Genomic DNA, 25,504 nt, shown 5'->3' on the forward strand with positions numbered 1-25,504 from the left:
GGCGCATCCACCGGATGCGCGCGGCGTACGGCTAAAGGCAGGTCCGGATTGTATGGGACTGCAATGACGTGAAATATGACGTTTTTGTGATTCGAACGGGCAGCGCGCGGTCCCGCACGCCATGCTGCCCGTCCATGGCGACGTCAGGCTAGCAGTCCGCGCAGCGTGGCCTTCAGTTCGTCGTCCAGCTTGCGCACCAGGTCGGCCGCCGGCAGCGCGCGCGACAACGGGGCCGCCTGGCCGGCCCATTGCGCGGCATAGGCCGTGCTGCCCTGGGCCTTGGCCGCCGCATGCAGGCTCTTGCCGGCGTCGTAGGCGATGGGATAGTCGGGCGCGGGGGGCGCGTCCGCGGCTACGCCCAGCGCCGTCAGTCGATTGGACAGGCCGCGGGCCGTGCGCCCCGAAATGGCGCGCGTGAAGGTGGTGGGCGGGATGTCGTCGGACAGCAGCGCCTGCTTGTAGGCCGGGTCGGCGGAAGACTCCGGGCAGGGCACGAACGCGGTGCCCAGCTGCGCGGCCTGCGCGCCCAGGGCGAGCGCGGCCGCGATGCCGGCGCCGTCCATGATGCCGCCCGCGGCGATAACCGGCAGGTCGAAGCGCGTGGCCAGCAGCCGCACCAGCGCCAGCGTGCCGAGCTGCTCGTCCGGGCCGTCCTGATCGAACACGCCGCGGTGGCCGCCCGCCTCGATGCCCTGCGCCACGATGGCGTCGATGCCCGCGTCGGCTATCTGTCGCGCCTCCTCCACGCTGGTGGCCGTGGCCAGCAGATAGATGCCCGCCTCGCGCAGTGCGCGGATGCGATCGGCGTCCGGCAGCCCGAAATGGAGGCTCAGCACCGCCGGCCGTGTGCTCAGCACGACTTCGAGCATGGCGTCGTCGGTCATGAAGGTGCCGTAGATCTCGCGCAGCCGGGCGGGCGGCGCAGCGCCGAACCGCGCGTATTCCGGCGCCAGATAATCGAGCCAGCGCTGCTCGCGCGCCGCGTCGGCCACCGCCGGCGCATGGCAGAACACATTCACATTGAAAGGCCGGTCCGTGAGCGCGCGCGTCTGTTCGATGGCCTGGCGCGCGCCGGCGGCGTCCATGGCGCCCACGCTCAGCGATCCCAACGCGCCAGCGTTGGATACGGCGGCCACCATGGCCGGCGTACTGATGTTGGCCATGGGGCCTTGGATGATGGGCGTGGACAGCGACAGCCTGGCGGTGAAGGAAGTGCGGGATGTCATGACGGGCTCCTGGGTAATGGGCGGACGGGATGGATTGCCGATGCGCCTTCGTGCTGTCGCACCGGGGTATGCATTCAAATCACCGGCGGCGGGCGGACTTGTGCGTCCTGCCGCCGGACTTCTTCGAGCAGGGCTCGGCAGGCTGCGGTGTCGTAGCCCGCGCGCTGGACGAAGAAGATGTGCGCATCGCGCAGGAACACGGTACGCATCGCGGCGGCGTCCGGGTGCAGGTCGAGCACCGATTGCGGCAGCACCGCCACCGCCGTGCCCGCCATCACGCACGCCAGGATGGCGTGGTACGAATTCACCTCCACCACGTTCCAGCGCGGCAGTCCCGTGCCTTCCTGGCCCAGCCAGTCCTCGGCGCACTGGCGATACGTGCAGCCCCGCGCGAATCCGGCCAGGCTGCGCACCTGTATGTCGGATGGCGCGCGTACCTTGGGATGCCCGGGAGGCAGCACGAGCATCAGTTTCTCGGAGAACAGATACGTGCCGCGCAGGCCGGGCGCCAGCAGCGCCATGTCGGCGGTGCTGGCCGGGCCGGCGTCCGGATGGGCCACGATCGCGCAGTCCAGGCGATGCTCCGCCACCGCGTCGGCCATCAGTTGCGTGGTGCCCGTGCGGATCTCCACGTTCACCTCGGGCCAGTTGGCATGGAAGCGCGCCAGGGGACGCGGCAGGCGGCTGGCGGCGGTGCTCTCCATCGAACCGACCCGCAGCCGGCCGCTGGGCTGCTCGGACTGCATGGATTGACGGGCCTCTTCGGCCAGGGCCAGGATGCGCTCGGCGTAGTCGAGGAAGCGCTGGCCCTGCGGCGTCAGGGTCATGCGCCGGCCGTCGCGCAGGAACAGCGCCACGCCCAGGTCGTCCTCGAGCTGCTTCAGCCTTGTGGTGACGTTGGATTGCACACGGTCCAGCAGCTGCGCGGCGCGCGTGACGCTTTGTTCGCGCGCCACCGCGCGGAAAATTTCCAGTTCTGCAAGTTCCATGGGGTGTCGGCTCAGGAATCTATGGTCGGGGCGCACGCGCCGGCAATGGCGCCGCGCTCGATGCGGGCGCCGTCAGGCCACAGGCATACGGCCGCTCCCAGGAGGAGGGCGGCGCAGGCTGCCGCCAACGGCAGGTCGAAGCCGTAGCCGAAGCGGTACAGCCAGTCCGAGGCCAGCGGCCCGGCGATCTGACCCACGCCGTACGCGGCCGTGATCGCGGCCAGGATGTTGAAGGGAACCCGCGCCGCGACCTGTCGCGCCGCCGGCATGGCGATGGTGACCGTGCCCGTGAAGGTGCCGCCCACCAGCAGCGCGCTGGCCAGGTAGGCCGGCAGGCTGTGGCTGAGCGCGGGCAGGATGACGCCGAGCGCCTGCAACAGCAGGTTCAGCATCATGGCGCGGCGGCTGCCCAGGCGCCGGTTCAGGCCATGCCACCAGAAACACGCCGGGATGGCGCCCAGCCCGAAGGCCGCCCACAGATGGACCGGATCGATGTCCGTGAGCGCATCGCGCACGAACAGGGGCAGATACGTTGCCGTGATGATGTAGCCGAAGCCCGCCAGGCCATAGCTGAGGATCAGCGGCCACGGGCCCAGGTCGCGACGTTTCTGGCTCGGCGATGCCTGCCGGGCCGGTGGCGCGGCAGGCCTGATGCCCGGGGCGGCGAGCGTGCGCCACAACGCCAGGCAGATCAGGCCGGCCGCGATGGCCTGGATGCCCCACAGCGCGCCGCTGCCCAGTCCGGCGACATTGCCGGCCGCAATGAGTTCGGCGGACAACACGATGCCCACGCCGACTCCCGCAAACAGGATCGCGGCGCCATCGGGCCGCCCCATCACCTGGAACAGCCAGGCCGCGGCGGCCACCATGGCCATCGCGCTGGCCACGCCGGCCGCGAAGCGCAGCGCATACAGCAGGAGTTCCGGCAGGGGCAGGGCCATGGCGGCAAGCACGATCACCGTGCCCGCGAGACCCATCCGGCAAAGCCGGGCGGCGGATGCCGCGCGCATGCGCGCCAGGGCCAACGCGCCCGCCAGGTAGCCGGCGTAGTTGGCGGAGGCAGCCAGCGAGCCGCTGGACAGATGCAGCAAGCCGTCGCGCACCATCAGCGGATACATGCCCGTGTAGGCGAACCGGCCGAAGCCCATGGCCACGGCGAGGATGGCCCCTGCCGCCAGCGCGGCGGCGACGGGACGTGCGGACGTGGCGGAAGAGGCTGGCATGGCGGACTCGCAGGGAAGCCGGCGCGGGTGCTACGGCATGCCAGTCAGCATACTTTTTAATCTCAAAAAAAGATAGAACCAGATTTTTGAATCTTTTTTAGAGATTTTTCGCGCGGAAGTCTCTGCGACGTATCAGTCCACGGCCATGGCCTCTATCGCTATCCGCACGCGCCGCACGTGTTCCCTGCCTGCCTCCCGCGCGCCTTCGACATCCCCCGCCAGCACGGCCGCGCCGATGCGCCGGTAATCCGCGAGCCGCAGTTCGCGCAATCCGGGCAACCGGAAGCAGGCATGCACCACATGCATCTGGATGGCGGGAAACAGCCGCTTCAGTTCGTGATTGGCGGCGATCTCGAGCAGCGCGCGGTAGAAGTGGCGGCGCGCGGCGAGAAAGGCCTGGCGCCGGGGCGAGGCAATGGCGGCCTCGAGTTCATCCAGCGCCGCACGCAGGGCGGGCGTGTGGGGCGACCCGCAAGCGCATGCCGCCGCTCGGGCGGACAGCAAGCCGGTCATGAATTCCGCGATCTCCAGCACATCCTGCGCCTGCGCGAGCGTCAGCGCGCGGATGGCCGCGCCGCGGTTGCGGCTCAGCTCGATGATGCCGTCGGCCGCCAGCTTCTGCAGCGCTTCGCGGACGCTGTTGCGGCCCACGCCGAATTGCGTGGCCAGATCCGCCTCGACCAGCCGCTGGCCGGGCAGGAACGCCTGCGATTCGAGGCCTTGCACGATGCCGGCGATCACGGCGCCGGAAGCGCTGGCGATGGGGACATCGGACGTAGCAGGCGCTGCCATGGGAACTTCCCTTTATTGTTTGTGGTACACAATTGTCCTACAATTTTCGAATCAAAAAAATGTTCGGAGACAACAGATGGGCACAACCTTGCAATTGGCAGGCCGGCGGGCGCTGATCACCGGCGCTTCCAGCGGACTGGGCGCGCACTTCGCCGGTGTGCTGGCCGCGCACGGCGCCGAGGTCGTGCTGGCGGCGCGCCGCACCGATGCGCTGCAACACGTCGCCGATGCCGTCCGGGCGGCCGGCGGCGTCGCGCACTGCATCGCGCTGGACGTCACCGACGCGGCTTCGCGCGACACCCTGTCCGAGCGCGCCGGCGGCATCGACATCCTGGTCAACAATGCCGGCATCGTGCGCCAGGCCCCCGCGATGGAACAAGCCGAGGCCGACTGGGACTGCGTGCTCGACACCAACCTGAAGGGCATGTTCTTCGTGGCGCAGGCGCTGCTTCCCGGCATGCAGGCGCGCGGCGGCGGCAGCATCATCAACGTGGCGTCCATCCTGGGCCTGCGCCAGGGCGGCGGCGTGCTGCCCTATGCGGTGTCCAAGGCCGGCGTCATCCAGCTGACCAAGTCGCTCGCGCTCGAATGGGCGCGGCACGGCGTGCGCGTCAATGCGCTGGCGCCCGGCTACTTCGACACCGAACTGAATCGCGATTTCTGGCAGTCGCCGGCAGGCGAGGCCCTGGTCAAGCGCATTCCCCAGCGCCGGCTGGGGCAGCTGCCCGATCTGGACGGCCCCCTGCTGCTGCTGGCCTCCGACGCCTCGCGCTACATGACGGGCTCGGTCCTGGTCGTCGACGGCGGCCATCTGGTCAGCAGCCTGTAGCGCCGTCCGCAACGCATACAAGGAATTTCCATGCACGCATCCGCAGCTTCGACCCGCAGCCTCGATATCGCCCGTCGCGTCGAGGACTTCGTCCGCAAGGTGGTGATTCCGTACGAACAGGATCCGCGCTGGGGCCATCACGGGCCGGACGCCTCGCTGGTGCGCGAACTGCGCGACAAGGCCCGCGAGGCCGGCGTGATGACGCCGCACATCCTGGACGACGGCAGCCACCTCACGCAGCGCGAGACCGCCACGGTGCTCAAGCCCTCGGGGCTGTCGCCGCTCGGGCCGGTGGCCGTCAATACCGGCGCGCCCGACGAAGGCAACATGTTCCTGCTCGGCCGCATCGGCACGCCGGCGCAGCGCGAGCGCTTCCTGGCGCCGCTGGTGTCCGGCCAGGCGCGTTCGGCATTCTTCATGACCGAGCCGGCGGCCGAAGGTGGAGCGGGATCCGATCCCTCCATGCTGCGCACCCGCGCGCGCCGCGACGGCGACGACTGGATCATCGATGGCCGCAAGGCTTTCATCACGGGCGCGGAGGGCGCATCCGTAGGCATCGTCATGGCGCGCACCTCGGACGCCGAACGCGGCGGTGCCACCATGTTCCTGGTCGACCTGCCGCATCCCGCGATCCGCGTCGAGCGCGTGCTGGACACCATCGATGGCTCCATGCCGGGCGGCCATGCCGTCATCGCCATCGACGGGTTGCGCGTGCCCGGGGATCAGGTGCTGGGCGAAGTGGACGAAGGCTTCCGCTATGCGCAGATCCGGCTGTCGCCCGCGCGCCTGTCGCACTGCATGCGCTGGCATGGCGCCGCCACGCGCGCGCAGGAGATCGCGGTGGCGTATGCCACCGTGCGCAAGGCCTTCGGCAAGCTGCTGATAGACCACGAGGGCGTGGGCTTCATGCTGGCCGAGAACCAGATCGCGCTGCGCCAGGCCGAACTGATGATCGACTGGTGCGCCGACGCGCTGGACGCCGGTTCGCTGGCCGGCCTGGAAAGCTCGATGGCCAAGGCCGCCGTATCCGAGGGCTTGTTCGGCGTGGTGGACCGCTGCGTGCAGGTAATGGGCGGCACGGGGGTGTCCGGCGATACCGTGGTCGAACAGATCTTTCGCGAGCTGCGCGCCTTCCGCATCTACGATGGGCCGACCGAAGTGCACAAGTGGTCCATCGCCAAGCACATCAAGCGCACGGCGTTGGCGCAGACCTTGACGGAGACGGGCCGATGAGCGGCGCCACCATGCCCGTGCGAGAAGCCCATCGCTTCGACGAGGCGCGCCTGCACGAATGGATGACGCGCCACGTGGACGGATATGCGGGGCCGCTTGCCGTGGAGCAATTCAGCGGAGGCCAGTCCAATCCCACCTATCGATTGTGCACGCCGACCCGCGCCTATGTGCTGCGCCGCAAGCCGCCGGGACAGCTGCTCAAGGGCGCGCACGCGGTCGAGCGCGAGGCCCGCGTGATGGCGGCGCTGGCCGGCGCCGGTTTTCCCGTGCCGCGGGTGCATGGCCTGTGTACCGACGACGGGGTCATCGGCAGCTGGTTCTTCGTGATGGACATGGTGGAGGGCCGTATCTTCTGGGACGCCAGTTTTTCCGAGGTGCCGCGCGGCGAGCGGGCCGCGCACCTGGACGCCATGAACGCCACGCTGGCCGCGCTGCACCGTATCGATCCGGTGGCGGCGGGCCTGGAAGACTACGGACGCAGCGGCCAGTACGTGGCGCGCCAGGTGGCGCGCTGGTCCGGTCAATATCTGCAGGACGACGCGGCGGGACGCAATCCCGACATGGACCGGCTGGTGCAGTGGCTGCCCGAGCACATTCCGCCCGTGGACGAAACGGCCATCGTGCACGGCGACTTCCGCGCCGACAACATGATCTTCCATCCCACCGAGCCGCGTGTCGTGGCGGTGCTCGACTGGGAACTGTCCACGCTGGGCCATCCTCTGTCCGATTTCGCCTATCACGCGATGATGTACCGCATGCCCTCCGACATCCTCGGAGGCATCGGCAGCGTGGACCTGAAGGCCGCGGGCCTGCCCGGCGAGGCCGAGTACGTAGCGGCATACTGCCGACGCACCGGCCGCGACGGCATTCCCGACCTGGACTACTACGTGGCCTTCAACATGTTCCGCTTCGCGGCCATTCTGCACGGCATCCGCGGCCGCGTGGCGCGCGGCACCGCGGCCAGCGCCGATGCGCGCGAGATGGCGGCGAAGGTCGAGCGCGTGGCCGAGCTGGCCTGGCGCCAGGCGCAGGCGGCGGGGGCGCGCGGGTAGGGCGGCGATTCGCGGTGTTTGCTGGCAGTCGGCGGGACATGGGCCGGCAGTGATGTACTGAGCCTTCAGTATGTTCCGATCTGGCGCGGCTCGGGGCGCGTGTCTACATTGCCGGTTTCCGCGTTCACGCCCGAAACCGCTCGATGCCGCGCCAGCTATCCGGTCCGCCCCGCGAAGATTTCGATTCGCCCTGGAAGGAAGCGCTGGAGCGCTTCCTTCCCCAGGCGCTGGCGCTGTTCGCTCCCGATCTGAACGAGCGCGTCGACTGGAGGCAGCCGCCGGTCTTCCTCGACAAGGAATTCCAGGATATGGCCGCGGGCATCGCCCTGCACGGCCGCCGGCACGTCGACAAATTGGTAAGGCTGGCGCTGATGCCGGGCCGCTACCTGCGGGTGCTGCTGCATGTCGAGATAGAGACCCGCCGTCCAACGGCGGCCGCGCTGCGCAGAGCCACGCTGCGCATGCAGCAGTACGACTACCTCGTTCATGACCGCTATGTCCTCAGGCCGCTGTTGGCCGACGAATCGACGCCGCCGATCACCGTGTATACCCTTGTCGTGTTCACGCGCGGAGATGGACCGGGCTGGCTGACGGCCGAGCATCGGGCGCTGCAGAACCTTCAGCCGCTGCGCTACCAGGCCGTGTATCTGGAGCCGTGGCTGCAGCGCTGGCAGGTGCTGCAGGAATTGGCGCGAGACAACCCCTTCGCGGTGGTCGTCATGGCGCAGTTGGTGGCCCAACGGTATCGCCGGCCCGAGCGGTTGCGCCCGAAGGTCGGACTGGTCCGCCAATTACTCGATCTTGATCATCCGCCAGACCAGGTTGTTATCTTGGTGAAGCTGATCGACTGGATGGTGACCCTGCCGGTCGACATGCACCAGCGCTACGTCAATGAGGTGGACAAGATCCAAAGGAGTTCCCGAATGCCCTACGTTTCCACCCATGAACGGGTCTACACCAGGCGCGGCATCGAAATCGGCGAGGCTGTGGGATTGCGCAAGGGCGAAGAAATCGGCCTCAAGCGCGGCCAGCACCTCGCCCTATCGGTTCTGCTGGACGATCTGGCCGCACAGAGGTTCGGCATCCTCCCCGACTGGGCCCGGCAACGCCTGCAGCAAGCCGACACCGACCAACTGCGTACCTGGAGCCGCCGCATTCTCGCAGCCGAATCGCTGCAGGCGTTGTTCGACGCCGACGAAACGCCGAACTGAGCACTGACCACTGAACCCCCGGGGCATCCCATCTCGTCCGCCCGGCGCGCACTCGCGCATGTCACGGGCCAGCGCGCTCCAGCGCATAGAATGGCGGCAGTCCGTGCGGCCGGTTGCCGCGCGGCGGTACCCTTCATCCCGCCATCGTGTCGCTACGCCTCTCCTCTTTCTTCATCCGCTTCGTGGCGCTGGGCGTGCTGGCGCACGGCTACGTGGGCGTACGCCTGATCCCCGACGCTCCCATCCCGGCGGCGGCCGCCTGGGCCGCCAGCCTGTATCTCGTCCTGTCCTGCCTGCTGATCCCGCTAGGCATGCTGAGCCGTTCAGTCGCGGATCCGCGCCGCGGCGACCGCATGGCGTGGATCGGGCTGCTGGCCATGGGGCTGTTCTCGTCGCTGTTCGTCTTCACTGTGCTGCGCGATGCCGTGCTGCTGGCGGCCCTGCTGGCCAGCATCGCGGTCCAGGTGCCGTGGCCGGCGCTGCGCGCCGATTCGGCCCTGGCGGTGCCGCTGCTGGCACTGGCCGCCAGCACGGCGGGCTTCTTCAATGCCCGCCGACGTGCGCGCGTGGTCGACGTCCAGGTCCCCATCGCCGGGCTGCCCGACGCGCTGCATGGGTTCACGGTGGTGCAGATCAGCGACGTACATGTGGGCCCGACCATCAAGAAGGCTTATGTGCAGGCCATCGTGGACGCCGTCAATGCCGCCGGCCCCGACATGGTGGCGATCACCGGCGACGTGGTGGACGGCAGCGTCGAGCGCCTGGCCGACCACACGCGGCCGCTGGGCGCGCTGCGCGCGCCGCATGGCGTCTATCTCGTCACCGGCAACCATGAGTACTACTCCGGCGCGTCGGCCTGGGTAGAAGAATTCCGCCGGCTTGGCCTGCGCGTGTTGATGAACGAGCATGCGGTCATCCATCCCGCCGGGCAGTGCGTGGTGGTCGCCGGCGTCACCGACTTCGGCGCCGGGGCCTTCGACCCTACCCATCGCAGCAGCCCGGCGCGGGCGCTGGCTGGCGCGCCGTCCGGCGCCGCGCTGCGACTGCTGCTGGCCCACCAGCCGCGCAGCGCGGCGGCGGCCGCTCCGCTGGGATACACGCTGCAGCTGTCCGGGCACACGCACGGCGGACAGTTCTTTCCCTGGGGATTCTTCGTGCGTTTCCAGCAACCCTTCACGGCCGGGCTGCATCGTCACGAAGGCATGTGGGTGTACATCAGCCGCGGCACCGGCTACTGGGGGCCGCCCAAGCGACTGGGCGCGCCGTCCGAGATCACCAGGCTGCGGCTGGTGCGGGCCGGCTGAGGCGACGTACCGCCGCAATGACTCACGTCCCTGCGCGATGCAGGTGCGTCAATGCCAGTGCCGTGGCCGCTGCGCGCGTCTCCACGCCCAGCTTCACATACACGTGTTCCAGGTGCTTGTTGACCGTGCGCGGGCTCATGCCCAGTATCTCGCTGATGTCGCGATTGGTCTTGCCTTTTGCCAGCCACGACAGCACCTCGGCCTCGCGCGCGGTCAGGCGATAGGCCCCGGCCAGCGAGGCCAGCGGCGGGCGCTGCGCCACGCCTTCCTCCAGCAGCAGCACGGGCTCTCCGCCCCGTCGCTCGCTGGACACCCGCACGCGCAGCTCGCGGCCGTCGCGCGCGACCACATAGGTCTGCCCGTCGTCGCCGCCGGCCTGTTGTGCGGCCAGCCATTGCGCCAGCGCTTCGGGCAGTTCGCCCGTCTCGCCGTCCACGTTCAGATACTGCGTCAGCCACAGGCGCGCCTTGGCCGTCTTCCATGCGATGCGTCCGTCCGCACCCAGCACCACCACGGCGTTGGCGCTGGCATCCATCGCCGACAGCGCGGCCGACATCACGCTGGCCGTGCGCAGGTGCGCGTCCAGGCGCGCCAGCACCACCGAAGCGTCGATCGGCTTGGTGACGTAATCGGCGCCGCCCGCCTGGAAACCGCGCACCACGTCCTCGGGTTCGGACAGGCCCGTCATGAACACCACCGGAACGTGGCTCGCGCGGCGGTGCGCCTTCAGGCGCCGGCACGTCTCGAAGCCGTCCATGCCGGGCATCAGCGCGTCCATCAGGACGATATCCGGCAGCACGAAGTCCATGCGCGCGATGGCCGAGGGCCCGTCCGTGGCCACCACCACCATGTAGCCGGCCTGGTCCAGCGCCTCCGACAGCATCTTCAGATTGTCGGGCGCGTCGTCCACCAGCATGACGAGCTTGTTATGAACGGGCATCGGCATGGCGTCGTACATGGTCTTTCAGCAGGGTGTCGTAGTCGGACAACCGGAAATCGCGTGCCAGGGCGGCCAGGTGGTCCAGCAGCGCGGCGGTGTGCGGTTCGCGCAGGCGGATGTCCTGCAGGCGTGCCTGGATGCCCTTGATGTAGCCCATCGCGCCCAGCTCCAGCAGCGCTTCGGCGTCCTCGCGGCCCAGCGCGATGCCGGCCAGCGCCCCGGCGTCGGCCTGACGCGGCATGGGCGGCGGCTCGATCCATTGCAGGCCCAGATGCGTACCCACCTTGGCCAACAGCTCGTCGAGCGCCACCGGCTTGAGCAGCCAGTCGTTGCTCCAGGTTCCGGCTTCGCGCGGTTCCAGCGTGTGGGCATTGGCCGAGACGATGATGATGGGCGTGGCCACGCCCTGTTCGCGCAGCAGGCGCGACACTTCGCTGCCGGTCAGGCCTGGCATGGACAAGTCCATCAGGATCAGCGCCGGCTGCAGCGCGGCGGCGCGCGTGAGGCAGGCATGGCCGCTGTCGGCCTCGTGCACCTCGAAGCCCAGCGGCTCGAGCATCTCGCGCAGCACGCGGCGCTGCGAAGCCTGGTCGTCCACCACCAGCACGCTGCGACGCGCGCCCGAATAGCCCGTCACCATGCCGGGCCGCGGCAGCCCGCCGCGCGGCGATCGCACCTCGGGCAGGAACAGCTTCAGCGTGAAGACGCTGCCCTGGCCCACCTTGCTGCGCACCGTCAGCTCGCCGCCCATGATGTTGGTCAGCATGCGGCAGATGGTCAGGCCCAGGCCCGTGCCGGTGTCGCCCTGGCTGGCCGCCGCCCAGCTGCGCTCGAAGGGCATGAAGATGCGGTCGAGGTCCTCGGCCGGTATCCCGGCGCCGCTGTCTTCCACCTCCATCTGCACCATGTCGGCCGCCTGGCGCACGCGCAGCGCCACGTGTCCCTCGGGCGTGAACTTCACGGCGTTGCTGAGCAGGTTGATCAGAATCTGGCGCAGCCGCTTTTCGTCGATATGCACGATCTGCGGCAAGCCCGGCGCGGGCTGGTAATCGAAGCGCAGGCCTTTCAGCGCGGTCTGCGGCCGGAACATCTTCACGATCTGGTCCAGGAAGTCCGGCAGGTTCAGTTCCGTGGTGTCCAGCCGCAGCTTGCCGGCCTCGATGCGCGCGATGTCGAGCAGGCCGTCGATCAGGCCGGTCAGGTGCTTGCCGCTGCGGTGAATGACCTCCAGCGCCTCGCGCCGCGCCGGCGGCAGGCCAGGGTCGCGCTGCAGTATCTGCGCGTAGCCCAGGATGCTGTTCAGCGGCGCGCGCAGCTCATGGCTCAGCCCGCCCATGAAGCGGCTCTTGGCCAGGTTGGCGGCCTCGGCCGCTTCCTTCGCCTTCTGCAGCTGCGCGTCGGTTTCGCGGTGCGCCTCGATCTCCCGCAGCAGCAGATTGGTCTGGCGGTCGGACTCTTCCTGCGCCACCTGCCGGCTCTCGTTGGTCAGCACCAGCCACCAGGCCGCCACGCCGCCGATCAGCAGCAGCGCGGCGTACAACTTCAGGAAGGTCGCGCGCAGCGGTCCGGCGTCGGCGCCCGCCTGCGCCATGGACACGGCCTCCTGGTAGTAGATCAGCGACAGCACGGCCGCCAGCAGGCCGGCGATTAGCGCGATGGCCACCAGGTAATGCGCCAGCCGCGTGTGGAAGAGCGGCGTGACGGGCGCAGGCAGCACGCGCTGCAGCGCCGCGCCCATCTGGTCCTGCAGCCGCGATCCGGTCTTGCAGCGGTCCTGGCAGCGGGCGTCCAGCGTGCAGCACAGTGAGCAGATCGGGCCGCTATAGGCGGGGCAATGCGCCATGTCGCCGGCCTCGAAGGTATGGTCGCAGATCACGCAGGCGGCATGGGCCGCGCCGCCCAGGTCGTGCGGCTGGCGCGCCAGATAATAGCGGCCCTTGGTGGCCCAGGCGATGACCGGCGCCGCGGCGAACGCGGCCAGCAGCGCCACGAAGGGCGACAGCGCGCGCAGGGTCTGCCCGAACAGGCCGCCGTCGGCTGCCATCGACACCGCGAGCGATATCAGCGTGGCTCCCACGCCCACCGGGTTGATGTCGTACAGGTACGCGCGCCGGAACTCGATGCCGCGCGGGCTCAGGCCCAGCGGCTTGTTGACGACCAGGTCGGCGACCAGCGCGCCGATCCATGCGAGCGCCACGTGCGAGAAGATCGCCAGCACGTGCTCCAGCGCATCGAACACGCCCATTTCCATCAGGCCGATGGCGATCAGCACATTGAAGATCAGCCACACCACGCGGCCAGGATGGCTGTGCGTGACCCGCGCGAAGAAGTTCGACCATGCCAGCGAGCCGGCGTAGGCATTGGTGACGTTGATCTTCACCTGCGACACGATGACGAACAGCGTCATCGCGGCCAGCGCCCAGCCGGGGCTGGAGAACACATAGCCATACGCGACCAGGTACATCTGCGTGGGATCGGCCGCCTGCGCAGCCGGAATGCCGTGGCCCACCACCAGGCTGGCCAGGAAGGCGCCGGCCAGCATCTTCAGCATGCCGGGCACGATCCAGCCCGGGCCGGCGCACAGCAGCGCCGCCCACCAGCGGCGCCGGTTGGCGGCGGTCTTTTCGGGCAGGAAGCGCAGGAAGTCCACCTGTTCGCCGATCTGCGTGACCAGTGCCGAGGCCACTGCCGCGCCCGCGCCGAACATCAGCAGGTTGAAGCCCGATTCGCCGCTGCGGCCCGCGAAGCCGGCCAGGTCGGCCAACGCCGCCGGGTCGGCATGCAGGATGAACACATAGGGCGCCACCAGCATCAGTATCCACAGGGGCTGCGTCCAGGACTGCAGGCGGTTCACCAGCGTGATGCCGTAGGTGACGAACGGGATGATCACCACGGCGCACGCCAGGTACCCCAAAGACAGTGGCAGCCCCGTGCAGCGCTCGATGGCCAGCGCCATGATGGCGGCTTCCAGCGCGAAGAAGATGAACGTGAACGACGCGTAGATCAGTGAAGTGATGGTCGAGCCGATGTAGCCGAAGCCCGCGCCCCGCGTCAGCAGGTCCATGTCCAGACCGTGGCGCGCGGCGTAGTAGGCGATGGGCAGCCCGGTGAGAAACACCACCACGGCCACCGCCAGAATCGCCCAGAACGCGTTGACGAAACCGTAGTTCAGCGCCAGCGCGCCACCGATGGCCTCGAGCGCCAGAAAGGACACCGCGCCCAGGGCCGTGTTGGCCACGCGGAACTCGGACCACTTGCGGAAGGACACCGGCGTGAAGCGCAGCGCGTAGTCCTCGAGGGTCTCGTTGGCGACCCAGGTGTTGTAGTCGCGGCGGATCTTGACGATGCGTTGTGTGGCGCTGGCCTCCACGCGGAGCCTCCGTATGCGTCGAACGACGTATGCCCTGTTTGTACCGCCTAGAGGTGCCGCGGCCACTACGTCAATCAACGTATGTTGCGCTGCGTCATCGGTTCCTAGTATGCAATGAACCCGTCCGAATGACGTGCGGCCCATCGGCTGCGACGGCACGGGGTTTTCCCTAGCGGTTTCATCCAAGGAGCGTTCGATGCCTAGCAACCCGTATCCAGAACAAGAACTCGCCTCGCCGTCGCGCCGGCGTGCGGCGCTGGCGCTGGCCTCGCTGCCGCTGCTTGGCGTGCCTGCACTGGGCCGCGCCGCCGCGCCGGCCACGGCCGCCATCAACACCACGGGATTGGCGATCACCGACACCGAAGTGACGGTAGGTCAACTGCACTCCGCCACCGGCACCATGGCGATCAGCGAAACGGGATCCATCCAGTCCGAACGGCTGGCCATCGAACAGATCAACGCCATGGGCGGCATTCTGGGCCGCAAGATCAAGATCATCCAGGAAGACGGCGCGTCCGACTGGCCGACCTTCGCCGAGAAGGCGCGCAAGCTGCTGGTGAGCGACAAGGTCGCCACCGTGTTCGGCTGCTGGACCTCGGCCTCGCGCAAGGCGGTGCTGCCGGTGTTCGAGAAAGAGAACGGCCTGCTGTACTACCCGACCTTCTACGAAGGCCTGGAAGAATCCAAGAACGTGTTCTATACGGGCCAGGAGGCGACGCAGCAGATCCTGGCCAGCCTGGACTGGCTGGCCAGGGAGAAGAAAGCCAAGAGCTACTACCTGATCGGCTCCGACTACATCTGGCCCCGCACCTCGAACAAGATCGCCCGCAAGCACATCGAGAACGTGCTGAAGGGCGAGGTGGTGGGCGAGGAATACTACCCGCTGGGCCATACCCAGTTCGGCTCGCTGATCAACAAGATCAAGCTGAGAAAGCCGGACGTGGTGTTCGCCGTGGTGGTGGGCGGCAGCAATGTGTCGTTCTACAAGCAGCTGAAGGCGGCCGGCGTCACCAGCGACAAGCAGAAACTGCTCACCATCTCCGTGACCGAGGACGAGCTGCTCGGCATCGGCGGCGAGAACTGCGAAGGCTTCTGGTCTTGCATGAAGTACTTCCAGTCGCTGGACAACGCCAACAACAAGAAATTCGTCGAGGCCTTCAAGGCCAGGTATGGCGCCAACGCGGTTATCGGCGACGTGACGCAGGCCGCCTACCTGGGCCCGTGGCTGTGGAAGATGGCCGTGGAGAAGGCCGGCAGCTTCGACGTGGACAAGGTGGTGGCGGCGTCGGCGAATCTCGAGTTCAAGGAAGCGCCCGAAGGCTACGTCAAGGTCGATCCCAACCACCATTTGTGGAGCAAGACCCGCATCGGGCAGATCCGCAAGGACGGCCAGTTCAACGTCATCTACGAGACGGCCGAGCTCATCAGGCCGGATCCATTTCCCAAGGGCTACCAGTAAGCACGAAGCAGCGCGGGGCGTCGCCACGGCGGCTCCGCGACCGGCGCCCGCGCGCCGCAACGCCGCACGAGACAGCACATGGAATCCTTCTCCGACCTGGGCGCGATCCTGCTGATGCAGGGCTTCAACGGCCTTTCCGTCTTCAGCGTGCTGCTGCTGATGGCGCTGGGGCTGGCCATCATCTTCGGCCAGATGGGCGTGATCAACATGGCCCATGGCGAGTTCCTGGCGGTGGGCGCCTATACCACCTATCTGTTCTCGGAACTGACGCAGCAGTATGCGCCGCAGCTGATGCCGGTGTACTTCTTCATCGCCATTGCGGCGGCCTTCACGGTCACGTTCGCGCTGGGCTGGCTGGTCGAATGGCTGATGATCCGCCATCTGTACCGGCGGCCGCTGGACACGCTGCTGGCCACGTGGGGGCTGTCTCTGGTGATCCAGCAGGCGCTGCGTTCCATCTTCGGCCCGCGCGAAGTCAGCCCCACGCTGCCCGATTGGCTGATGGGTTCGGTGCAGCCGCTGGACGGCGTGGACATCCCCATCAACGGACTGTTCGTGATGAGCATCACGCTCGTCCTGACCGGCGGGCTGATGCTGGCGCTGTTCCGTTCGACCTGGGGCCTGCACGTGCGCGCCACCATGCAGAACCGTGTGATGAGCGGCGCGGTCGGCATCGACACCAAACGGGTCGACCGCGTGACCTTCGCGCTGGGGTGCGGCATCGCGGGCATCGCGGGAGCGGCGTTCACCACCATAGGCTCCACCGGCCCCACCAGCGGCTCGCTGTACATCGTCGATACCTTCCTCACGGTGGTCTTCGGCGGAGCGGCCAGTCTGCTGGGCACCATCGCGTCCGCCTTCGCCATCGCGCAGACCCAGTCGGTCTCCGAATTCTTCATGACCGGTTCCATGGCCAAGGTGCTCACCTTGTCCGCGGTGGTCGTCATCCTGATGCTGCGCCCGCAGGGGCTGTTCACCATCAAGGTCCGCAAATAGCCGTCCGGAGATCCAGATGCAGATTTTCTACAGGAACGTATTGGGTGGCCGCGAAGGCCTGATCGGACTGGCCGTGCTGGCGGCGGTGGTGTTCGTGGTGTTCCCGCTGGCGCTGGACGGCTTCCGGCTGAACCTGGTGGGCAAGTACCTGGCCTATGCCTTCGTGGCCGTCGGCCTGGTGCTGTGCTGGGGCTACGGCGGCATCCTCAGTCTCGGACAAGGCGTGTTCTTCGGGCTGGGCGGATACTGCATGGCCATGTTCCTGAAGCTGGAGGCTTCCACCGTCGAGGCCACCAGGATCCAGTCCACGCCCGGCATCCCCGACTTCATGGACTGGAACCAGCTGACCGAACTGCCGTGGTTCTGGGTGCCGTTCAAGAGCTTCCTGTTCACCGTGCTGGCCGTGCCCGTGGTGCCGATGCTGCTGGCGCTGGTGCTGGGCATCGCCATGTTCAAGCGGCGGGTGGGCGACACGTATTTCGCCATCGTCACGCAGGCGGTGGCGCTGATCCTGTCGGTGCTCATCATCGGCCAGCAGGGCATGACGGGCGGCGTCAACGGCATCACCGACCTGAAGACGCTGCTGGGCTGGGACATCCGCACCGACTCCGCGCGCGTCATCCTGTACTTCGTCAATGCCGTGCTGTTGTTCGCCTGCATCCTGTTCGGGCGGTTCCTGCTGGCCTCGAAGCTGGGCAAGCTGCTGGTGGCCATGCGCGACAAGGAAGAACGCGTGCGTTTCTCGGGCTATGACGTCGCCAGCTTCAAGGTCTTCGTGTTCTGCGTGGCGGCGATGTTCTCCGCCATCGGCGGCGCCATGTTCACGCTGCAGGTCGGATTCATGTCGCCTTCCTTCGTGGGCATCGTGCCGTCCATCGAGATGGTGATCTTCGCCGCGGTGGGCGGACGGCTCTCCCTGCTGGGCGCGGTGTACGGCACCTTGCTGGTCAACTTCGGCAAGAGCTACTTCTCGGAGAGCTTTCCGCAGCTGTGGCTGTTCCTGATGGGCGGCCTGTTCATCGCGGTGGTGATGGCGTTTCCCAATGGCCTGGCCGGGCTGTACGCGCAGTACGTCAGGCCGCGCCTGGGCCGCTGGCGGCGCGGTGCCGCCGTGCCGGCCGGCGCCCGCTCGACGGAGGCCGCATGAGTCGCAACCTGATGAATCAGCCGGTGTCCCCGGCCCAGGAGTTCGCGCTGTACGTCGAGGGCCTGACGGTGTCCTTCAACGGCTTCACCGCCGTGGACAACCTCAACCTGTACGTGGACCGCGGGGAACTGCGCGTGGTGATCGGTCCCAACGGCGCCGGCAAGACGACCGTGCTGGACCTGATCTGCGGCCGCACCAAGGCCACTGCCGGGTCGATACGGTTCAAGGACGCCGAGCTGACCCGCATGGCCGAGCACGAGATCGTGCGGGCCGGCGTGGGCCGCAAGTTCCAGACCCCGTCCATCTACGAGACGCTCAGCGTGCGCGAGAACCTCGAGGTGTCGTTCCCGCGCGGCCGCAGTGTGTTCGGCGCCATGACCTTCCGCCTGACGCCCGACGTGGTCGAGCGCGTGGAGCACACGGCCGAGCAGATTTTCCTGGCCGACATGTTGGACAGGCCGGCCGAGCTGTTGTCGCACGGCCAGAAACAGTGGCTGGAGATCGGCATGCTGCTGATGCAGGAGCCCGAGCTGATGATGCTGGACGAGCCGGTGGCCGGCATGAGCGTGTCGGAGCGCGAGAAGACCGCCGAACTGCTCAACCGCATCAGCCGGGACCGCTCGATGATCGTCATCGAGCACGACATGGAGTTCGTCAAGAACATCGCGCACAAGGTCACGGTGCTGCACCAGGGCAAGGTGCTGGCCGAAGGCTCCATGGAGCACGTGCAGTCCGACCCGCGCGTCATCGAAGTCTACCTGGGTCACTGACCCGCCAACCGCTAGAGGCCCACATGTTCAGCGTGACGGGATTGGTATCGGGATATGGGCAGAGCCGCGTGATCCACGGCGTGGACCTGCAGGTGGCGCGCGGCGAGATCGTCGCCGTGATGGGCCGCAACGGCATGGGCAAGACCACGCTGTTCAAGACCATGATGGGCGTGCTGCCCGCCATGCAGGGCAAGGTGCATGTCGACGGCGCCGACCTGACGGGCATGGAGACCTTCCAGCGCGTGCGGTCGGGCGTGGCCTACGTGCCGCAGGGCCGCATGATCTTTCCCACGCTGACGGTGGAAGAGAATATCCGCACCGGCCTGCCGGGACGCGCCCTGCGCGATCCGGTGCCGGACGACATCTATGCGCTGTTTCCCGTGCTGCACGACATGCGCCGGCGCCGCGGCGGCGACCTGTCCGGCGGACAGCAGCAGCAGCTGGCGATCGCGCGCGCGCTGGTCACCGGTCCGAAGGTGCTGATGCTGGACGAGCCCACCGAGGGCATTCAGCCCTCCATCATCAAGGACATCGCGCGCAGCCTGCTCGAGATCCGCAAGCTGAAGAACCTGGCCATCGTGGTGTCCGAGCAGGTGCTGAGCTTCACGCTGCAGATCGCCGACCGCCTCATCGTCATCGACAAGGGCCGCTTCGTGCACGAAGACAGGCGCGACGCCGTCGACGAACAGACCATCAGCCGCTACCTGTCCGTCTAGCGCGGACGGCCGCCGCATTCATTCCACCCCGAAGGAGCAAGCCATGCCCGAAACCCTGATCAAGGTCGACCTGTCGCAATCCCCGTACGAGAACGAGAACATCCACAACCGCTGGCATCCCGACATTCCGATCGCCGCCTGGGTCAAGCCCGGCGACGACTTCGTGCTGGAGACCTACGACTGGACGGGCGGGGCCATCAAGAACGACGACAGCGCCGACGACGTGCGCGACGTGGACCTGTCCACCGTGCACTTTCTCTCGGGGCCCGTGGGCGTGGAGGGCGCAGAGCCCGGCGACCTGCTGGTGGTGGACTTCCTGGACATAGGCGCCAAGCCCGACAGCCTGTGGGGCTTCAATGGCTTCTTCAGCAAGAAGAACGGCGGCGGCTTTCTCACCGAGCATTTCCCGCAGGCGCAGAAGTCCATCTGGGATTTCCATGGCATGTTCACCAAGTCGCGCCACGTGCCCGGCGTCGGCTTCGCGGGCCTGATCCATCCGGGCCTGATCGGCTGCCTGCCCGACCAGGCCATGCTGGACACCTGGAACAAGCGCGAACAGGCCCTGATCGACACCAATCCGACCCGCGTGCCGCCGCTGGCCAACCCGCCCGCGCCCGCCACCGCCCACATGGGCAGGCTGCAGGGCGCGGCGCGCGACAAAGCCGCCTCGGAAGGCGCGCGCACCGTGCCGCCGCGCGAGCACGGCGGCAACTGCGACATCAAGGACCTGTCGCGCGGATCGCGGGTCTTCTTCCCCGTGTACGTGAAAGGCGGCGGGCTGTCGGTGGGCGATCTGCACTTCTCTCAGGGCGACGGCGAAATCACCTTCTGCGGCGCCATCGAGATGGCCGGCTGGATCCACATGCGCGTGTCGCTGATCAAAGGCGGCATGGCCAAGTACGGCATCCGCAACCCCATCTTCAAACCCAGTCCTATCACTCCCAACTACAAGGACTACCTGATTTTCGAAGGCATCTCGGTGGACGAGGGCGGCGGCCAGCACTACCTGGACGTGCACATCGCCTACCGTCAGGCCTGCCTGAACGCCATCGAATACCTGAAGAAGTTCGGCTACTCGGGCGCGCAGGCGTATTCGATCCTGGGCACGGCGCCGGTGCAGGGCCACATCAGCGGCGTGGTCGACATTCCCAACGCCTGCGCCACGCTGTGGCTGCCCACGGAGATCTTCGAGTTCGACATCCAGCCGTCGGCCAACGGACCGGTGAAGGCGATCACCGGCGGCGTGGACATGCCGCTGTCGCCGGACCTGTGACGGGAGGCCGGCATGCCGACCTATGACTATTGCTGCGAGCAATGCGGCGAGTTCTCGGCGCTGCGCCCGCTGGCGCGGCGCAACGAGCCGGCGGCCTGCCCGGCGTGCGGGGCGCAGTCAGGGCGCACCCTGGGCGCTGCGCCGGCGCTGGGTGTGATCGGCGGCGCCATGCGCCGCGCATTGGCCGCCAACGAGCGCAGCGCTCACGAGCCGCGCAGCACGCGCGCGGGTCACGGCATGAACTGTGGTTGCTGCTCTGGCGGAAAGCGGGCGGGCCGTACCCGCATCGCGGCGGACGGCAGCAAGACGTTCGCCGGCGCACGTCCGTGGATGATCGGGCATTGAAGCGCGGGTTGGCCGCCATGCGGCCGACCGCAAGCGGCTCGTGGACGCGGACCGTCCCGTGTGCTGGGGAGGGGCGCCGGCGGATCCTGGGGCCGGCGCGATGTCACCTTCCCAGGATGGCCTTGCGTATGGTTTCGGTGTTGTGGCGCATCATGTCGATGTAGGTCGACGCCGGGCCGTTCGCATCCGACAGCGAATCGGAATACAACTGGCCTCCTTGCGCCAGGCCGGTTTCTTCCGAGATCTGGCGGATCAGCCGCGGATTGCTGATGCTCTCGGTAAACAGCGCGGCGGCCTTCTGCTGCCTGATCTGCGTCACCAGCGCGGCGACGTCGGATGCCGAGGCTTCGGCGTCGGTGCTGAGGCCCTGGGGCGCCAGGAAGCGGAATCCATACGCCTGCCCGTAATAGCCGAAGGCGTCATGAGAGGTGATGATGGTGCGCCGGTCCTTCGGGATCTGCGCGACCACGGCCTTCAGCTCCGCGTCGAGCGCCTGCAGCCGCTGCGTATAGGCCTGGGCATTGGCGCGATACGCGCCGCAGCCCGCCGCGTCCGCCTTGCAGAAGGCGTCGGCGATGTTCTTCACGTAGATCTGCGCATTGGCCACGGACTGCCATGCGTGCGGATCGTCCGGGCCGTGATGGTGGCCTCCGTGCGAGTGCCCGCCGTCGTGCCCGTGGTCATGCTTGTGGTCGTGTCCATGCTCGTGGTCATGGGCATGATCGTGGTTATGTGCATGATCGTGGTCATGGGCATGATCGTGGCCATGCCCATGGCCGCGCTCTTCTTCGGCGCTGCGCATAGGCTTCACGCCCCGCGTCAACGTCACCACCTGCGCCTTGCTGCCGCTGGCCTGCACCAGCCGCTGCAGAAAGCCCTCGAAGTTCAAGCCGTTGGCCAGCACCAGGTCGGCGTGGCCGACGGCGGCGGCGTCGGCGGGCTTCGGTTCGTACACGTGCGCATCGCTGCCCGGCCCGACCAGGGTGGTCAGCGCGATGCGTTCGCCGCCCACCTGTCTGGCATAGTCCGCGATGATGGAGAAGGTCGCGACAACCTTGAGCGCCTCGGCCGCCGCCGGCGCGGCGGCCAGCAATGATGCGGCCGCCAGACTCAGGGCGGTGGCGGATTTCCTGATGTTCATGCAGTGGCTCCGATCAGATGGCCGCGCGCGGGACACGACGCAGCTGCGCAACGAGCGCGCCGCGCGTGCCGGCAACGACCGACAGCAGGTAGATGACGCCGGCCGACAGCACGATGGCCGGGCCGGAGGGCAGGGAAGCGTGATACGACAGCAGCAGTCCGGCGATGCACGAGCCCATGCCGATCGCGACGGCAAGCAGGCACATCGTTTCGACCCGGGTGGTCCAGAAGCGCGCGGCGGCCGCGGGCACCATCATGAGCCCCACCGACAGCAGCGTGCCCAGCGCCTGGAAGCCGCCCACCAGGTTGAGCACCACCAGGCCCACGAACAGGAAGTGGACGGCGGGCCCCACTCGTGACACGCTGCGCAGGAACAGCGGATCCAGGCATTCGGCCACCAGGCCCCGCCACAGGATCGCCAGGCCCAGTACGGTGACGGCCGCGATGCCGCGGATCAGCCATAGCGCCTCGTCGTCCAGCGCCAGCACGGCGCCGAACAGCACATGCATCAGGTCCACGCTGGAGCCGCGCAGCGATACGATCAGTACGCCCACCGCCAGCGAGATCAGGTAGAACGCGGCCATGGAAGCGTCCTCTTTCTGCACGGTCAGGCGCGACACCGCTCCCGCGCCGGCCGCCACCAGCATGCCGGCTGCCAGTCCGCCGACAGTCATCGGAATGATCTGCAGGCCATACAGCAGATAGCCCACGGCCGCGCCGGGCAGCACGGCGTGCGACATGGCATCGCCGGCCAGACTCATGCGCCGCAGCATCAGGAATACGCCGACCGGGCATGCGCCCAGCGCCAGCATCAATGCGCCCCACAATGCGCGCCGCATGAACGCGTAATCCGCGAAGGGGCCGACGAGCCATTCGTAAAGCATGCTGGTCATGCGGCAGCCTGGCGCAGTTTGTCGAAGGAGGCGTCGGCCGCATGGCCGTGCCGAGCGCGCCTCAGGTTGTCGGGCGTCAATGTGGCCGCGGTGCTGCCCCACGCGATGGGATGGCACGACATCAGCAGCGTTTCCGGCATGCATTGCCGCACCAGGTCGAGGTCGTGCATCACCACCATGATGGTGCGTCCTGCGGCATGCCAGCGCAGGATAATGGCGACCAGATCCTGTACGGTGCGCTCGTCGACGGCGCTGAACGGCTCGTCCAGCAGGATCAGGTCGGCCTCCTGCACCATTGTCCTGGCGAATAGCGCACGCTGCAGCTCTCCGCCGGACAGCGTGTCGATGGGCCGATGGCCATGGCCGGCCAGGCCCACAGCGTCCAGCGCGGCCTGCATGGCGTGGTGGTCCTGCCGCGTATGCCGTCCCAGCAGCCCGCGGCGCGGCCACAGGCCCATGGCCACCACGTCGATGACGCGGGCGGGAAAGCCGCGGTCCAGGCCGGCCTGCTGAGGCTGATATGCCACGCGCACACCCGGCGCGACGGCGCACCTGCCCGAGGACGGCTCGAGCAGCCCGGCGATGCTTCTCATCAACGTGGTCTTGCCGGAACCATTAGGTCCGACTACGGCAGTCAATGAGCCGCGCCGGACCGCGCCCGACAATCCATGGAGCGCAGGCTGTTTTCGATAGGACACGGCCAGTTCGTCGAACACGACGCAGGGGTCGGGGAGTGTGTGGGCGGGAAAAGCGGCGGGCACTGTCGGTGGGTCGGCACGTGGACGTGCACGGCGATGTTTCGATAATTATAGTATGTTATAACATAACTAATCATCGCCGCAGTGTCCGGGCGGGAGCCATCGGGCCACCCCTCGGATCGAGGGCACCGGTACGAATTCGCGGGCGCGGCTGCCTCGGCGACGACGTCGCACGTTCTGAATGGCCAGCGGGCCGCCGCGGTTTTGTCGGCCGCTGCGCAGTGGTTTTGCGCCGTGCGCAGCAGTATGTTCCTATAAAACCCTTTGCCTTCCGGCGTACTCGTCGGGAGGCCGACCTTCACGTCACGGGAACGTACCATGCGCAAACTCTGCCTCGCCCTGGCTGCGGCCGGCCTACTCGCCAGCGGCGCCGCCGCGGCCCAATCGACCTTGCGTATCGGCCTGCAGGACGACCCGGACGTGCTGGATCCCGCCCGCGCGCGTACCTTCGTCGGCCGCATCGTGTTCGCGTCGCTGTGCGACCGGCTGGTCGACATCACGCCCGACCTGAAGTTCGTGCCGCAGCTGGCCGAGTCCTGGCAGACCAGCGAGGACGGCAAGTCGCTGACCTTCAAGCTGCGCAAGGGCGCGTTCTACCATGACGACACGCCGATCGACGCGGCGTCGGTCAAGGCCAACCTGGAACGCGCCATCTCGCTGCCCGACAGCAACCGCAAGAGCGAGTTGGTCAGCGTGGCCAGCGTCGAGGCGCCCGATGCGCAGACGGTGGTGCTGCGGCTGAAGCAGCCCGATGCCGGCCTGCTGTCGCAGCTGTCCGACCGCGCCGGCATGATGCAGTCGCCCGCCAGCTTCGACAAGGATCCCGGCGCGCGGCCCGTGTGCTCGGGCCCCTACCAGTTCAAGGAGCGCGTGCAGAACGACCGCATCGTGCTCGAGAAGTTTGCCAAACATTGGGACGCGGCCAACTATCACTTCGACCGCGTGATCTACACGCCCATGCCCGATTCCACCGTGCGCCTGAACAATCTGCGCTCGGGCGGACTGGACATCGTCGAGCGCATCGCGCCCAGCGATGCCAAGACCGTGAAGGACGATCCCAAGCTGGTGCTGGATGCCGTCACGGGCCTGGGCTTCCAGTCGTTCGCCGTCAACCTGGCCAACGGCAAGCGCGCCGACAATCCGCTGGCCAAGGACAAGCGCGTGCGCCAGGCCCTCGAGCTTGCCATCGACCGCGACGTGATCAACCAGGTAGTGGGCGAGGGCATGTTCCAGCCCGCGCACCAGCCGTTCCCACCGGCCAGCTTTGCCTACGACAAGAGCTTCGAGCATGGCGGCCGCGATCCCGAGAAGGCGCGCAAACTGTTGAAAGAAGCCGGCTACGACCGCGTGAAGTTCGAGCTGACCTACGGCAACAACACCACGATGCAGCAGGTCTACGAACTGGTGCAGGCCATGGGCGCCGAGGCCGGTTTCGACATCTCGCTGCGGCCCGTGGAATTCGCGGCGCTGCAGTCGGCGCTGCCGCGCGGCGACTTCGAGGTCGGCCAGACGGGCTGGTCCGGCCGCGTAGACCCGGGCGGCAACATCGCCCAGTACTTCGGCTGCAAGGGCAATCTGAACGACGGCCGCTACTGCGATCCCGACGTCGACAAATGGCTGGCCGAGGCGCAGTCGGTGGCCGATGAAGGCAAGCGCCGCGAACTGTACTCGCAGGTGCTCAAGAAGCTGCAGGACGATCGTCCCGCCGTGTACCTGTATTACCTGCCGTGGGTGTTCGGCGTGCAGAAAACCGTCAAGGGCTTCGTTGCCTATCCCGACGGGTTGATCCGCCTGAAGGGCGTCACCATCGCCGGGAAATGATCATGGACTCGGGACAT

Annotated in this window: 22 protein-coding genes; 13 read left to right on the forward strand and 9 right to left on the reverse strand. The window is 67.8% G+C overall.

Going from position 1 to position 25,504, the window contains the following annotated elements:
• Positions 1-143: 143 nt before the first annotated feature.
• From CAL15_RS05440 to CAL15_RS05455, 4 genes are all read right to left on the reverse strand, one after another.
• Positions 144-1,226 (reverse strand): NAD(P)H-dependent flavin oxidoreductase, encoded by a 1,083-nt coding sequence (locus CAL15_RS05440; RefSeq protein WP_086077650.1) that lies wholly within the window; start codon positions 1,224-1,226, stop codon positions 144-146.
• Positions 1,227-1,300: 74 nt separating this feature from the next.
• The gene (locus CAL15_RS05445) at positions 1,301-2,215 is read right to left on the reverse strand and encodes a LysR family transcriptional regulator (RefSeq protein ID WP_086077651.1); all 915 of its coding nucleotides are present in this window, start codon (positions 2,213-2,215) and stop codon (positions 1,301-1,303) included.
• A gap of 11 nt (positions 2,216-2,226) precedes the next feature.
• Entirely contained in the window at positions 2,227-3,438 is a 1,212-nt protein-coding gene (locus CAL15_RS05450; RefSeq protein WP_086077652.1) for a YbfB/YjiJ family MFS transporter, read from the reverse strand.
• Positions 3,439-3,570: 132 nt separating this feature from the next.
• The gene (locus CAL15_RS05455) at positions 3,571-4,230 is read right to left on the reverse strand and encodes a GntR family transcriptional regulator (RefSeq protein WP_086077653.1); all 660 of its coding nucleotides are present in this window, start codon (positions 4,228-4,230) and stop codon (positions 3,571-3,573) included.
• A 76-nt stretch (positions 4,231-4,306) separates the two neighbouring features.
• Between CAL15_RS05455 and CAL15_RS05460 the strand changes: the two genes are divergently transcribed.
• From CAL15_RS05460 to CAL15_RS05480, 5 genes are all read left to right on the forward strand, one after another.
• The gene (locus CAL15_RS05460; RefSeq protein ID WP_086077654.1) at positions 4,307-5,059 is read left to right on the forward strand and encodes an SDR family NAD(P)-dependent oxidoreductase; all 753 of its coding nucleotides are present in this window, start codon (positions 4,307-4,309) and stop codon (positions 5,057-5,059) included.
• Positions 5,060-5,089: 30 nt separating this feature from the next.
• Entirely contained in the window at positions 5,090-6,292 is a 1,203-nt protein-coding gene (locus CAL15_RS05465) for an acyl-CoA dehydrogenase family protein (RefSeq protein ID WP_086077655.1), read from the forward strand.
• Entirely contained in the window at positions 6,289-7,344 is a 1,056-nt protein-coding gene (locus CAL15_RS05470) for a phosphotransferase (protein WP_086077656.1), read from the forward strand. Before CAL15_RS05465 ends, CAL15_RS05470 begins: the two co-directional genes overlap by 4 nt.
• A 143-nt stretch (positions 7,345-7,487) precedes the next feature.
• The gene (locus CAL15_RS05475) at positions 7,488-8,555 is read left to right on the forward strand and encodes a hypothetical protein (protein ID WP_086077657.1); all 1,068 of its coding nucleotides are present in this window, start codon (positions 7,488-7,490) and stop codon (positions 8,553-8,555) included.
• Between the two features lie 146 nt (positions 8,556-8,701).
• Positions 8,702-9,859, forward strand: coding sequence for a metallophosphoesterase (locus CAL15_RS05480; protein WP_086080940.1), 1,158 nt, complete (start codon positions 8,702-8,704; stop codon positions 9,857-9,859).
• Between the two features lie 22 nt (positions 9,860-9,881).
• On the opposite strand, the gene CAL15_RS05485 is transcribed toward CAL15_RS05480, so the two are convergent.
• Entirely contained in the window at positions 9,882-10,817 is a 936-nt protein-coding gene (locus CAL15_RS05485) for a response regulator transcription factor (RefSeq protein WP_232468125.1), read from the reverse strand.
• The gene (locus tag CAL15_RS05490; protein ID WP_086077658.1) at positions 10,786-14,169 is read right to left on the reverse strand and encodes an ATP-binding protein; all 3,384 of its coding nucleotides are present in this window, start codon (positions 14,167-14,169) and stop codon (positions 10,786-10,788) included. Before CAL15_RS05490 ends, CAL15_RS05485 begins: the two co-directional genes overlap by 32 nt.
• A 196-nt stretch (positions 14,170-14,365) precedes the next feature.
• Between CAL15_RS05490 and urtA the strand changes: the two genes are divergently transcribed.
• The 7 genes from urtA (at position 14,366) to CAL15_RS05525 (ending at position 20,875) form a co-directional block, all read left to right on the forward strand.
• The gene (urtA, locus tag CAL15_RS05495; protein ID WP_086077659.1) at positions 14,366-15,628 is read left to right on the forward strand and encodes an urea ABC transporter substrate-binding protein; all 1,263 of its coding nucleotides are present in this window, start codon (positions 14,366-14,368) and stop codon (positions 15,626-15,628) included.
• A gap of 78 nt (positions 15,629-15,706) precedes the next feature.
• The gene (gene urtB / locus CAL15_RS05500) at positions 15,707-16,624 is read left to right on the forward strand and encodes an urea ABC transporter permease subunit UrtB (RefSeq protein ID WP_086077660.1); all 918 of its coding nucleotides are present in this window, start codon (positions 15,707-15,709) and stop codon (positions 16,622-16,624) included.
• Between the two features lie 16 nt (positions 16,625-16,640).
• Entirely contained in the window at positions 16,641-17,771 is a 1,131-nt protein-coding gene (gene urtC, locus CAL15_RS05505) for an urea ABC transporter permease subunit UrtC (protein WP_086077661.1), read from the forward strand.
• Positions 17,768-18,541 carry an urea ABC transporter ATP-binding protein UrtD gene (urtD, locus tag CAL15_RS05510; protein ID WP_232468126.1) on the forward strand — a complete coding sequence of 258 codons (774 nt, stop codon included), beginning with the start codon at positions 17,768-17,770 and terminating at the stop codon, positions 18,539-18,541. The genes urtC and urtD overlap by 4 nt, the downstream gene beginning before the upstream one ends.
• A gap of 23 nt (positions 18,542-18,564) precedes the next feature.
• The gene (urtE, locus tag CAL15_RS05515) at positions 18,565-19,257 is read left to right on the forward strand and encodes an urea ABC transporter ATP-binding subunit UrtE (RefSeq protein WP_086077662.1); all 693 of its coding nucleotides are present in this window, start codon (positions 18,565-18,567) and stop codon (positions 19,255-19,257) included.
• A gap of 43 nt (positions 19,258-19,300) precedes the next feature.
• Positions 19,301-20,530: a formamidase gene (fmdA, locus tag CAL15_RS05520; protein WP_086077663.1), complete on the forward strand. Its 1,230-nt coding sequence runs from the start codon at positions 19,301-19,303 to the stop codon at positions 20,528-20,530.
• Between the two features lie 12 nt (positions 20,531-20,542).
• A complete protein-coding gene (locus CAL15_RS05525; protein WP_086077664.1) occupies positions 20,543-20,875 on the forward strand; it encodes an FmdB family zinc ribbon protein in 333 nt (110 codons plus the stop codon).
• 103 nt (positions 20,876-20,978) lie between these two features.
• Here CAL15_RS05525 and CAL15_RS05530 read toward each other — a convergent pair whose 3' ends face one another.
• Genes CAL15_RS05530 through aztA form a run of 3 tightly spaced genes read right to left on the reverse strand, consistent with a single transcriptional unit; the run spans position 20,979 to position 23,669 of the window.
• Positions 20,979-22,016 carry a metal ABC transporter solute-binding protein, Zn/Mn family gene (locus CAL15_RS05530; protein ID WP_086077665.1) on the reverse strand — a complete coding sequence of 346 codons (1,038 nt, stop codon included), beginning with the start codon at positions 22,014-22,016 and terminating at the stop codon, positions 20,979-20,981.
• A gap of 13 nt (positions 22,017-22,029) precedes the next feature.
• Positions 22,030-22,908 carry a zinc ABC transporter permease AztB gene (gene aztB / locus CAL15_RS05535; RefSeq protein WP_086077666.1) on the reverse strand — a complete coding sequence of 293 codons (879 nt, stop codon included), beginning with the start codon at positions 22,906-22,908 and terminating at the stop codon, positions 22,030-22,032.
• Complete coding sequence (aztA, locus tag CAL15_RS05540; RefSeq protein ID WP_086077667.1) at positions 22,905-23,669, reverse strand: zinc ABC transporter ATP-binding protein AztA; 765 nt, start codon at positions 23,667-23,669, stop codon at positions 22,905-22,907. The genes aztB and aztA overlap by 4 nt, the downstream gene beginning before the upstream one ends.
• A gap of 315 nt (positions 23,670-23,984) precedes the next feature.
• On the opposite strand from aztA, the gene CAL15_RS05545 reads away from it, so the two are divergent.
• A complete protein-coding gene (locus CAL15_RS05545) occupies positions 23,985-25,487 on the forward strand; it encodes an ABC transporter substrate-binding protein (protein ID WP_086077668.1) in 1,503 nt (500 codons plus the stop codon).
• Positions 25,488-25,504: the final 17 nt, after the last annotated feature.

Source organism: Bordetella genomosp. 13, assembly GCF_002119665.1.
Taxonomy (GTDB): Bacteria; Pseudomonadota; Gammaproteobacteria; order Burkholderiales; family Burkholderiaceae_B; genus Bordetella.